The sequence below is a fragment of the Halomonas borealis genome (assembly GCF_004798905.1).
Classification (GTDB): domain Bacteria; phylum Pseudomonadota; class Gammaproteobacteria; order Pseudomonadales; family Halomonadaceae; genus Halomonas; species Halomonas borealis.
Map to the genome: position 1 here is coordinate 29,814 of NZ_SDMO01000019.1, position 11,910 is coordinate 41,723.

Consider the following 11,910-nt stretch of genomic DNA (forward strand, 5'->3'; position numbering starts at 1 on the left):
ATGGCATTCGACGCGATCTTCCAGCCGATCCAGATCGGCAACCTGACCATCCGCAACCGGGTGGTCAGCACCGCCCATGCCGAGGTCCACGCCACCGACGGCGGCATGACCACCGAGCGCTACGTCAGGTACTACGAGGAGAAGGCCAAGGGCGGCTGCGGGCTCGCCATCTGCGGTGGCTCCTCGGTGGTCTCCATCGATAGCCCCCAGGCCTGGTGGAGCTCGGTGAACCTCGCCACCGACCGCATCATTCCGCACTTCCAGAACCTCGCCGATGCCGTGCACCAGCACGGCGGTAAGATCATGATCCAGATCACCCACATGGGGCGTCGCTCGCGCTGGGACGGCTTCAACTGGACGACGCTGCTGTCGCCCTCCGGCATCCGCGAGCCGGTCCACCGCTCGACCTGCAAGACCATCGAGGAAGAAGATATCTGGCGGATCATCGGCGACTTCGCCCAGGCCGCGCGCCGGGCCAAGGAAGGCGGGCTGGACGGCATCGAGCTGTCGGCCGTCCACCAGCACCTGATCGACCAGTTCTGGAGCCCGCGGGTCAACAAGCGTGAGGATGAGTGGGGCGGCAGCTTCGAGAACCGCATGCGCTTCGGCATGGAGGTGCTCAAGGCGGTGCGCGCCGAGGTCGGCGACGACTTCGCGGTGGGCCTGCGCATCTGTGGCGACGAGTTTCATCCGGACGGCCTGTCCCACGAGGACATGAAGCAGATCGCCGCCTACTACGACGCCACCGGCCAGCTGGACTTCTTCGGCGTGATCGGCTCGGGCTGCGATACCCACAACACCCTGGCCAACGTCATCCCCAACATGGCCTACCCGCCGGAGCCCTTCCTGCACCTGGCGGCGGGCATCAAGGAAGTGGTCTCCGTGCCGGTGATCCACGCCCAGAACATCAAGGATCCTAATCAGGCCGAACGGATCCTCGAGGGTGGCTACGTGGATCTGGTCGGCATGACCCGGGCGCATATCGCCGACCCTCACCTGATCGCCAAGATCAAGATGGGCCAGGTCGACCAGATCAAGCAGTGCGTGGGCGCCAACTACTGTATCGACCGCCAGTACCAGGGGCTCGACGTGCTGTGCATCCAGAATGCCGCCACCGCCCGGGAGTACATGGGCCTGCCGCATATCATCGAGCCCAGCGAAGGAGCGAAGCGCAGGGTGGTGGTGGTCGGCGGTGGCCCCGGCGGCATGGAGGCAGCCCGAGTCGCCGCCGAGCGTGGCCACGACGTTTCCCTGTTCGAGGCCGAGGAGCAGCTGGGCGGCCAGATCACCACCGCGGCCAAGGCGCCGCAGCGCGATCAGATCGCCGGTATCACTCGCTGGTACCAGCTCGAGCTGGCGCGCCTCAAGATCGACCTGCGCCTCGGTACCCGTGCCGATGCGGCGACCCTCCAGGACCTGCGACCGGACATCGTGATCCTGGCCACCGGCGGCCAGCCCTTCCTGGAGCAGCACCCGGAGTGGGGCTACTCGGAGAATACCGAAGAAAGCCTGGTGGTAAGCACCTGGGACGTGCTCAACGGCAAGGTGTCCCCGGGCAAGAACGTGCTGATATTTGATGCCATCTGTGAGTTCTCCGGGGTCTCGGCGGCCGACTATCTGGCCGACAAGGGGGCTCAGGTCGAGATCGTCACCGACGACATCAAGCCCGGCGCGGCGGTGGGGGGCACGACCTTCCCGACCTACTACCGCAGCCTCTACGAGAAGGAGGTGATCATGACCTCCGACCTGATGCTGCACCGGGTCTATCGCGAGGGTGATTCCCTGGTGGCGGTACTCGAGAACGAGTACACCGGCACCCAGGAGGAGCGGGTCGTCGATCAGGTGGTGGTGGAGAACGGGGTGCGGCCGGATGAGGCGCTCTACTACGCCCTCAAGGAGCAGTCCCGCAACAAGGGGCAGGTCGACCTCGAGGCGTTATATGCGATCCAGCCGCAGCCCTGCCTGTCGGAGGAGGGGGATGGCTTCCTGCTGTTCCGCCTGGGGGACTGCACCGCGCCGCGCAACACCCATGCGGCGATCTACGACGCCCTGCGGCTGTGTAAAGACTTTTAACCCCAGCCATAAGCCGTCATCGGTAAGAGAGGAGAGTCAAGGGACATTGCCAACCACCTATGGGCAATGGGCTCCGGGGGTAAGGCGAAGCGAGGGTCCTTTGCCAGGGATGGCAAAGGTAGCGTCCAGGGATAGGTTCACAGCGCCCTCGCGAAGGCTTGTCGCCGGAAACGCCCATCACCATCGGCGGAGGGTTGACCAGGACTCTTAACGCTTATCACCAAGGCTTATAGCACCTCATCGAGGAGAGCCGAGATGCTCGATACCCTCCTGCCGATACTGATCTTCGCCGTCCTGGCGCTGGCGGCGCTCGGTGCCTGGCGGCGCGTCCGGCTGTGGCGCCAGGGGCGGCCGTCGCCGGTTCCGACGCTGCGAGGCCTGGCGGCCATGCCCCGGCGCTACCTGGTGGACCTGCACCACGTGGTCGCCCGCGACAAGGTCATGTCCAACACCCATGTGGCGACCGCCGGCGGCTTCGTCGTCGCGGCGCTGCTGATGGTCCTGGTGCACGGCTTCAAACTGGCCGAGGGCATCCTCGGCTGGGGGCTTCTGGCGGCCAGCGCGACCATGTTCGTGGGCAGCCGGTTCGTCGCCCGGCGTCGCCGCGACCCGCCGGCACGGCTCTCCAGAGGGCCCTGGATGCGCCTGCCGAAGAGCCTCGCGGCCTTCTCGTTGAGTGTCTTCGCGCTCACCCTGCCCAGCGTGGGGCTGCTGCCGGCGGGCTTCTTCGAAGGTGCCGGCGGATGGCTCCTGGCGCTGTCGCTCGTCGCCGTGCTGGCCTGGGGGCTGGCCGAGATGGTCTTCGGCATGACCTGGGGCGGGCCCATGAAGCACGCCTTCGCCGGCGCCCTGCACCTGGCCTTCCATCGCCGGGCCGAACGTTTCGGTGGCGGTCGCTCCACCGGCCTCAAGGCCCTGGACCTGGACGACGCCGAGGCGCCCCTGGGCGTCGAGACCCCCAGCGACTTCACCTGGAACCAGCTGCTGGGGTTCGATGCCTGTGTGCAGTGTGGTCGCTGCGAGGCGGCGTGCCCGGCCTTCGCCGCCGGCCAGCCGCTCAACCCCAAGAAGCTGATCCAGGACATGGTGGTCGGCATGGCCGGTGGCAGCGATGCCGCCTACGCCGGCAGCGCCTATCCGGGACAACCGCTGGGCGAGCATCGGGGCAGCCCCCACGGGCCCATCGTGGCACGCGAGGGCAAGGCGCTGGTGGATGCCGAGACGCTGTGGTCCTGCACCACCTGCCGGGCCTGCGTCGAGGAATGCCCGATGATGATCGAGCATGTCGATGCCATCGTCGACATGCGTCGCTTCCTGACGCTCGAGCACGGTAATACGCCCAACAAGGGTGCCGAGGTGCTCGACAACCTGATCGCCACCGATAACCCCGGTGGTTTCGATCCCGGCGCACGGATGCACTGGGCCGCCGACCAGAACCTGCCGCTGATGGCCGACAAGGGCGAGGCCGAGGTGCTGCTGTGGCTCGGCGATGGTGCCTATGACATGCGCAACCAGCGTACCCTGCGTTCGTTGGTCAAGGTGCTGCGCGCCGCCGAGGTCGACTTCGCGGTGCTCGGTAACGAGGAACGCGACAGCGGCGACGTGGCCCGCCGTCTCGGCGATGAGGCGACCTTCCAGAGCCTGGCCCGGCGCAATATCGCCACCCTGTCTCAGTACCGTTTCCAGCGCATCGTGACCTGCGACCCGCACAGCTTCCATGTGCTGGGCAACGAATACGGCGAGCTGGGGGGGGACTATGCGGTCCACCATCACAGCACCTACATTGCCGAGCTTTTTGATGCCGGTCGGCTGCACTTCGCGCCCTGGAAGGGTGGCCGCGTGACCTATCATGATCCGTGTTATCTGGGTCGCTACAACGGCGAGTTCGAGGCGCCGCGCAACGTGCTCAAGGCGCTCGGCATCGAGCTCAACGAGATGGAGCGTTCCGGCTCCCGTTCACGCTGCTGCGGCGGCGGTGGCGGGGCGCCGATCACCGATATTCCCGGCAAGCAGCGGATTCCCGACATGCGCATGAACGACGTGGGAGAGACCGGCGCCGATCTGGTGGCGGTGGGCTGCCCGCAGTGCACCGCGATGCTCGAGGGCGTGGTCGATGCCACCGCCGAGGTACGCGACATCGCCGAACTGGTCGCCGATGCGCTGGTCGAGGCGCCCGCCGGTGCGGCCCAACCCTCATCGAATCGGCCCCTGGCCGTGGAGGTGGCGTGATGAGCGAGACCCGGCGTCGCGATCCGCGCAAGGAATGGATCGCTCGTAACCGCCTGCATCCCCGGCATCTCGAGGCCCTGACGGAACTCGGCAGGCGTGCGGGGCAGGGCGCGGTCAGCGCATGGTTGGGCCCCCATGGCCTGATGCGAAAGAACCCCCGCGCGGTGGGGTTCATGGGTCCCAATGGCGTGAAACGCATCGACCGCAGCGGCGTCCAGCAGGGCGCCGGTGGTGGTGGGGCCACCAAGTCGATCGCCCAGAGCAAGCCGCTGGTCGAGATCGCCTCGCCGGCTTTCCTGGTCGCGGTGGTGCCGGACATGCCTGGCGGTCGGCTCTCCCAGCATGATCGCGACCTGCTGGGTCTGGCCCGCCGGCTGGCCGATGCCGCCCCCGACGCACGCGGTGCGGTGCTTGCGGTGGTATTCGGTGGCTACGCGCGCCAGGGGGAAGGCGAGCTCAAGGAGCATGGCTTCGGTGAGGCCGGCGTCGATCGCCTGCTGACCCTCGACGATACCCGCTACGACGGCGTCGCCCCGGAGGCTCGGCGCGGTGCGCTGCTCGCCGTGGATGATGCCTGGGCGCCGCGCCATTGGCTGCTGCCGGACTCCAAGCTCGGCGGCGCCGACCTGGGGCGTCGCCTGGCGGTCAGGCTCGGTGAGCGTCCGGCTACCGGGGTCTGGCAGGTCATGGCGGCCCCCGATGCGCCACTCGGCTGGCAATGCACGGCGCGTGGCGCGGCGGCCACCCTCGATATCCAGCGCCCGCTGCCGCGCATCACCCTGGCGCTCGAGGAGTGTGCCGAGCCGGCCGATGACGAGCGTCACGCGGCCCAGGCGTTGAGCCTGCCCCAGGCGCTGCCATCGCCGATCTCGCGCATCGAGGATCTGGGCCAGGTGGCCGTGGACCCGGCGGGTGTGGCCCTGGCCGAGGCCGAGTTCATTCTCTCCGCCGGCAATGGCGTGACCGACTGGGAGGGTTTCCATGTCGCCGCCGAGACCCTGGGGGCCACCGAGGGCGCCTCCCGGGTGGCCGTGGATGATGGTTTCATGTCGCGCGATCGCCAGGTGGGCGCTACCGGTACCTGGGTCACGGCCCGCGTCTATGTCGCGGTGGGCATCAGTGGTGCCATCCAGCACCTGCAGGGCATCCAGAGCTGCGACAAGGTGGTGGCGATCAACATGGACCCTGGCTGCGACATGATCAAGCGTGCCGATCTGGCGGTCATCGGCGATTCGGCCGAGGTGCTCGGAGCACTGATGGCCAGGGTCAAGCAGCAACGGGAGGAGAAGCGCGATGCAGCCTGAAACCGACATCGATGCCTCGCTGGAGATCACCGTGTTGGTCTCCGTGGGACGTCACCCCATCACCGGCCGCGCGCGCCGCGCCGACCAGGATGCCCGCGCGGTGGAGCTGGCACGCGGTGTCAGCGGTGCCGAGGTCCGCCTGCTGCATGCCGGTGGACAGGCCGCGGAGAGTGAGGCGGCGTTGCGCGACTACCTGGGCATGGGGTTCGATGCCTTGACCCTGGTCGAGCAACCCGAGGGCGCCGATGTGCTGGGCGCGCTCGCCGAGGCCTTCGACGCGTCGCCGGCGCAGCTGGTGATCGGTGGCGAACGCGCCGAACAGGGCGAAGGCTCCGGCCTGTTGCCCTATCTGCTGGCCGAGCGCCTGGGTTGGCCGGTGGTCAGCGGGCTGGCCGCGGTAGAAGGCGTCGAGGACGGCGTCGCCACCCTGCTGCAGGCGCTGCCGCGTGGCCAACGGCGACGCCTCAGGGTGCGCCTGCCGGCCATCGTCACCGTCGACGGGGCGGCCCCGGCGCCACGCCAGAGCGCTTATGGGCCGGCGCGGCGAGGCCATCTCAACGCCGTGGTGGGCAGCGTGACCCGCGACGAGGAGTGGGTGAGCTGGGCGACACAGCCGGCGCGCAAGCGACCCAAGCGCCTGAAGGTCGTCAAGGCGGCCTCGGCGCGTGACCGCTTCAAGGCCGCGGCGGCCAAGGCCGAGGGCGGCGGTGGCCAGGTGCTCACCGAGGTCAGCGCGGAGGAGGGCGCCGAGGCGATCCTTGCGTTGCTGAAGGCGGAAGGCGTGCTGCGTTAAGGCGGCATGGCCAGGCATTAACGCGAAGGCCCCGGTCGATGACCGGGGCCTTCGTCGTGGTGCGGCGATCGATTTACAGGATGCGCTGGCTGGCGGCGGTGAAGCCCATCAGCGAGATGTTCAGGTCGCGGCGATTGCCGCGTGGGCCGATCAGGCTCAGCGAGGCGTTGCTGCCGCCACGTAGTTGCTGCAGCAGCGATGGCTCCAGCGGCAGGTCGGCGCGGCAGCCCGGCTGGTCGCAGACCTGATAGGGGAAGGGCATGCCCTCGCCACTGTCCACGCTGAGCTGCAGACCCGGCGCCAGGCGCACGCCTAGCGGTAGCAGGAAGGTCATGATCGGGTTATCGGCCTGGGGTGGCTGGGCGATGATCACCCGCATCACCGGCTGGTCATCGTCCGGGTTGGTGACCAGTTGGGTCATGCTGCATGGCGCATTCTGGCCGTCGCTAGGGCAGCGCACCTCCCAGCTCTGGTATTGCTCGCTCTCGAAATTGCCGCCTTGGCCCTGGCCTTGCCCCGCAAGGCTGGATTGGGCGAGGGCGGTGGAGGCCAGCGGCAGCAGGCACAGCAGGCCGATCAGGCCCGACACGAGACGTTTGGACATTGGGCTTCTTTCTCCTGACGGTTGCAACGGATTGACGCTCGTGGCCCCGGACGTCGACCGGTACCCGGGCATGATGCTACCACCATGCCCGGAACGGGCGACGAGGTCGAGTCCCGCGACGTCGTAGCGGCCCCACCGCCGGGTGGTGAGAGGCGTGCCGGGACGTGGCGTGAGGAAACGCGGCGACGGTCATGGGGCGCAAGGGTCGCGCAGGGATATGACGAGGCCGCTCGAGGAGCGTTGCGATCATGCAGGAGGGGTAGGGTCGGGAAGACGGTCGTGTGCCGTGATCTCACCTCAACCATGAAGGAAGCCTGCCACATGAGTGCTAACAACCGCGGAGTCGTCTACAAGGGGGCCGGCGAGGTCGCCGTCGAGTCCATCGCCTACCCGGAGCTCGCCCTCGGCAATCGCAAGTGCGAGCACGGTGTGATCCTCAAGGTCGTCACCACCAACATCTGTGGCAGCGACCAGCACATGGTGCGGGGCCGTACCACCGCGCCCGAGGGCCTGGTGCTGGGCCACGAGATCACCGGCATCGTGGTGGAGTGTGGGCGCGACGTCGAATTCCTGAGCCCGGGCGACATGGTCTCGGTGCCGTTCAACATCGCCTGCGGGCGCTGCCGCAACTGCAAGTCCGGCCAGACCGGCATCTGCCTTAACGTCAATCCGGCGCGTCCGGGGGCGGCCTACGGCTATGTCGACATGGGCGGCTGGGTCGGCGGCCAGACCGAATACGTCATGGTGCCCTATGCCGACTTCAACCTGCTGAAGTTCCCGGACGCCGACCAGGCCATGGAGAAGATCCAGGACCTGACGCTGTTGTCCGACATCTTCCCCACCGGCTTCCATGGTTGCGTCACCGCCGGCGTCGGACCGGGCTCCACCGTCTACATCGCCGGTGCCGGCCCGGTCGGCCTGGCCGCGGCGGCTTCCGCCCAGCTGCTGGGTGCGGCCTGCGTGATCGTCGGCGACATGATCGAGGAGCGCCTGGCCCAGGCGCGTAGCTTCGGCTGCGAGACCCTCGACCTGACCCAGGACGGCGACATGGCCGACAAGATCGAGGCGATCCTCGGCGAGCGCGAGGTCGACGCCTTCGTCGACTGCGTGGGCTTCGAGGCCCACGCCTGCGGCTGCCATCACGGCGAGGAGGCGCCGGCGGCCGTGCTCAATTCCGCCATGTCGCTGACCCGCGCCGGCGGCCAGATCGGCATCCCGGGGCTGTATGTCACCGAGGATCCGGGTTCCGCCGATGCGGCCGCGCAGCAGGGTTCGTTGAGCATGCGCTTCGGCCAGGGTTGGGCCAAGTCGCACAGCCTCCATACCGGGCAGTGCCCGGTGATGAAGTATCACCGCCCGCTGATGCAGGCGATCCTGTTCGGCAAGGTGAACATCGCCGATGCCGTCAACGTCCAGATGATCACCCTGGATCAGGCGCCGAAGGGCTATGCCGACTTCGATGGCGGGGCGGCGAAGAAATTCGTCATCGACCCCCATGGCAGCGTCGCCGTGTGAGGCGTTGCCGTGTGAGGCGTTGCCACCCCGCGGCCGCGTGACGAGGCCGCGGGGTACTCACCCGGCTCGGGCCGGTGATGCCATCGGGCTCGCGTACGCGATAGAGGAGGAGTTCGCCATGATGATCGTCGACCTGATCGACGGAGATGACTTCCGTGATCGCCTGTTGGCGTTGGGGGTTGATGTCCCCGCCGATGCGAGCCCCGAGAGTGGGGCTCAGCTGGCGCGGCGCAAGCATGACGAGACGGGGGTCGTGGGGCTCGACGCCCTGGTGCGCGAGCTGATGGCGCAGACCGATGTGATGCTGCCCGCGGTACGCAAGGCGCTCGAGCATCATCTGATGGGGTTGCCGCGCGAGGATCGGCCGGCCCGGTGATGCCCGCGATGCCTGGCGGTGCATCGTAAGCGTTGGGGTGGCCTCCGGGGTGGTGGTGTGTCGATGGCAGGCCGCAGGACCCGCGTCGGCGGGTCCTGTCGTGAAGCGAGCGTACACCCGGTGGCGCCGGGCTCAGCCGTGGCGGGCGAGCCGCAGGTCGGGCGCGGTGTGGCCCAGGTTTTCCAGCATGCGCTCGCTGTACCAGTCGACGAAGTCGATGACGCCGAACTCGTAGGTCTCGGAGTAAGGGCCGGGCTGGTAGCCCTTGGAGTTGATGCCGCGCTGGTTTTCCTCGGCCAGGCGACGGTCCTGGTCATTGGTGGCGTCCCAGACCCTGCGCATCTGCTCGGGGTGGTAGTCGACACCTTCCACGGCGTCCTTGTGCACCAGCCATTTGGTGGTCACCACGGTCTGTTGCGGGCCGATCGGCATGACCCGGAAGACCACGGCGTGGTCGCCCATGAAGTGGCTCCATGAATTGGGCAGGTGCAGGATGCGTAGCGAGCCCAGGTCGGCACTGGCCAGGTCACCCAGCAGCGTCTGGCAGGCGCGCTTGCCGTCGAGGGTCATCGATTCCGTGCCGGCCAGCAGCGGCGTGCGGGTCAGGCGGTTGCGACGGTCGAGGCGGGTGAGCCGGTAGGGGACGCCCTGGGCCTCCCAGTCGGCCTGCTTGCGGGCCACCAGTTCCTTGTAAGCCGAGGGCGCGCGGGGGTCGTCGGTGTCGTCGTACTCCTGCAGGGAGTTGAGCAGTTCCGGGTGCGCGCCATTGCAGTGGTAGCACTCGCGGTTGTTCTCGAGCACCAGCTTCCAGTTGCACTGCTCGACGATGCGAGACTGGGTAGCGACCTTGAGATGTTCCATGTCGTAGGGCGCCAGGTAGTGGTCCAGCGTGGCGAGGAAGTCGTCGAGGGACGGGGCCTCGTCGGCCAGGCTGACGAAGATGAACCCGCCGCCGGTGCGCACGTGAATCGGCTTGAGGCCGTGCGCGGCGAGATCGAACGATTGGCCCATGTCGGTGCCGGCGAACAGCAGACGCCCATCCAGCTCGTAGGTCCACTGGTGATAGGGACATACCAGCTTGGCCACCTTGCCCTTGTCGGTGACGCACAGGCGCGAGCCGCGATGGCGGCAGACATTGTGGAAGGCATGAACCTCACCGTCGTTGCCACGCACGATCACCACCGGGTTGTCCCCGACCTCGAGGGTCATGAAATGGCCTTTGGTAGGGATCTCGGAGGTCATGCCCGCAAACAGCCATTCCTTCTCGAAGATTTCCTGCATGTCGAGGGCGAACAAGCGTTCATCGTTGTAGCAGGGCTGGGGCAAGGAGTAGTTCTGCTGGCGGTTGGCCAGTAGATCCGCGGTGGCCTCGCGTGCCGGGGCCAGGGGATCATCCAGGCGAGACGATGACAGTGAATCCATGGTGGGGCGCTTCCTCATTGCTGGGCGGTGACGACAGCCTCGAAGGATGGACGAGAGGCCGATGCCTCGTGAATTCACGCCCCGGTGGGGCCGTGGCGGATGAGGTGAGTGTGAAACAGTGCGGGGAGGGAGAGTTGTCTACCGGCGACGCGTGATGATGCAACAGCGACCCGGGCAGCGGATAAATGTCGTGCCGGTGGACCTGGTGGGCATGCTCATGTCGTTGACAGGCAAGTCGGGGGGCGCCGGGGTGCGCAGAATTCGACTAACGGCAGGCGGTATCTCCGCAGTCGGAGGCCTCCATGCTGCAGCACCCGGCGACCCTCAGGCGATACCCTCATGACAATGAACTTTCTCAACCCCGTCAATCCCGTCACCACCCAGACCTGGACCAACGGTCGCCACCAGGTGCGTTGCGTCAAGGTGATTCAGGAGACCTGGGATACCCGCACCTTCTGCTTCATGGCCGAGCAGCCGGTGATGTTCTTCTTCAAGCCGGGACAGTTCGTGACCCTGGAGCTGGAGATCGATGGCGAGCAGGTGATGCGTTCCTACACCATCTCCAGCTCGCCGTCCGTGCCCTACAGCTTCTCGATCACCGTCAAGCGCATGCCGGGTGGCGTGGTGTCCAACTGGCTGCACGACAACCTCAAGGTCAACGACGAGCTGGCCGTGCACGGCCCGGTCGGCAAGTTCAATATCATCGACTATCCGACCGACAAGCTGCTGATGCTCTCCGGTGGCGTGGGCATTACCCCGCTGATGTCGATGGTGCGCTGGCTGTTTGATACCAACGCCGCGGTGGACCTGCAGTTCGTGCACAGCTCAAGGGCTCCCCAGGACATCATCTTCCACCGCGAGCTGGCGCATATCTTCTCGCGGATTCCCGAGTTCAAGCTGCATATCGTTTGCGAGCGCAGCGACGAGATGGGTGAGGCCTGGTCGGGCTTTCGCGGTTACCTGAGCCAGGCGATGCTCGAGCTGATGGCGCCCGACTTCCTGGAGCGTGAGATCTTCTGCTGCGGCCCTACGCCGTACATGAATGCGATCAAGCGCCTGCTGCAGGAGAACGGCTTCGATATGAGCCGCTATCACGAGGAGGCCTTCGGTGCCACGCCGGTGGATGTCCAGGAGGAGGTCATCGAAAACGCCGAGCAGGCCGAGGCTGAGGCCGGGGAGCTCGATGTCTCCGACATGCTGAGCGTCGAGTTCAGCAGCACCGGGAAGAGCGTGCGCATCCAGCCCGGCGAGACGGTGCACACCGCCGCGGCCAAGCTGGGGCTGCACATTCCCAAGGCCTGTGGCATGGGGATCTGTGGCACCTGCCGGGTGCCGCTGACCTCGGGCGAGGTCGACATGGAGCACAACGGCGGCATCACCGATGAAGACATGGCCGATGGCTACATCCTGTCCTGCTGCAGCAAGCCCACGGGCGATGTGGTGGTCGAGTACTGAGGGTTGTCGCCACGCGATGCCGCCCCATGCCGGTGGCATGGGACGTTCTTGTTGCCGGCACCTGCCGGGTGCCGCTGACCTCGGGCGAGGTCGACATGGAGCACGACGGCGGCATCACCGATGAAGACATGGCCGATGG

General features: G+C 67.1%; 9 protein-coding genes. 7 read left to right on the plus strand and 2 right to left on the minus strand.

The window, feature by feature from the left end:
- From dgcA to etfB, 4 genes are all read left to right on the plus strand, one after another.
- On the plus strand, positions 1 to 2,073 hold the full coding sequence (gene dgcA / locus ETC07_RS14455) for a dimethylglycine demethylation protein DgcA (RefSeq protein WP_136249227.1): 2,073 nt from the start codon (positions 1 to 3) through the stop codon (positions 2,071 to 2,073).
- A 255-nt stretch (positions 2,074 to 2,328) separates the two neighbouring features.
- A complete protein-coding gene (locus ETC07_RS14460; RefSeq protein WP_136249228.1) occupies positions 2,329 to 4,302 on the plus strand; it encodes a (Fe-S)-binding protein in 1,974 nt (657 codons plus the stop codon).
- Complete coding sequence (gene etfA, locus ETC07_RS14465) at positions 4,302 to 5,606, plus strand: electron transfer flavoprotein subunit alpha (RefSeq protein ID WP_136249229.1); 1,305 nt, start codon at positions 4,302 to 4,304, stop codon at positions 5,604 to 5,606. Before ETC07_RS14460 ends, etfA begins: the two co-directional genes overlap by 1 nt.
- Positions 5,596 to 6,399, plus strand: a complete 804-nt coding sequence (gene etfB / locus ETC07_RS14470; protein ID WP_136249230.1) for an electron transfer flavoprotein subunit beta — start codon at positions 5,596 to 5,598, stop codon at positions 6,397 to 6,399. Before etfA ends, etfB begins: the two co-directional genes overlap by 11 nt.
- Positions 6,400 to 6,472: 73 nt before the next feature.
- Here the strand turns inward: etfB and ETC07_RS14475 are convergent, their stop codons facing one another.
- Positions 6,473 to 7,003 carry an invasion associated locus B family protein gene (locus ETC07_RS14475; protein ID WP_136249231.1) on the minus strand — a complete coding sequence of 177 codons (531 nt, stop codon included), beginning with the start codon at positions 7,001 to 7,003 and terminating at the stop codon, positions 6,473 to 6,475.
- A gap of 321 nt (positions 7,004 to 7,324) precedes the next feature.
- On the opposite strand from ETC07_RS14475, the gene fdhA reads away from it, so the two are divergent.
- Positions 7,325 to 8,518 carry a formaldehyde dehydrogenase, glutathione-independent gene (gene fdhA / locus ETC07_RS14480; protein ID WP_136249232.1) on the plus strand — a complete coding sequence of 398 codons (1,194 nt, stop codon included), beginning with the start codon at positions 7,325 to 7,327 and terminating at the stop codon, positions 8,516 to 8,518.
- Between the two features lie 118 nt (positions 8,519 to 8,636).
- Positions 8,637 to 8,894, plus strand: a complete 258-nt coding sequence (locus ETC07_RS14485; RefSeq protein WP_136249233.1) for a hypothetical protein — start codon at positions 8,637 to 8,639, stop codon at positions 8,892 to 8,894.
- A gap of 132 nt (positions 8,895 to 9,026) precedes the next feature.
- Here ETC07_RS14485 and gbca read toward each other — a convergent pair whose 3' ends face one another.
- Positions 9,027 to 10,316 (minus strand): glycine betaine monooxygenase oxygenase subunit, encoded by a 1,290-nt coding sequence (gene gbca / locus ETC07_RS14490; protein WP_136249234.1) that lies wholly within the window; start codon positions 10,314 to 10,316, stop codon positions 9,027 to 9,029.
- 339 nt (positions 10,317 to 10,655) lie between these two features.
- Between gbca and gbcB the strand changes: the two genes are divergently transcribed.
- On the plus strand, positions 10,656 to 11,771 hold the full coding sequence (gene gbcB / locus ETC07_RS14495) for a glycine betaine monooxygenase reductase subunit (RefSeq protein ID WP_136249235.1): 1,116 nt from the start codon (positions 10,656 to 10,658) through the stop codon (positions 11,769 to 11,771).
- Positions 11,772 to 11,910 lie beyond the last annotated feature (139 nt).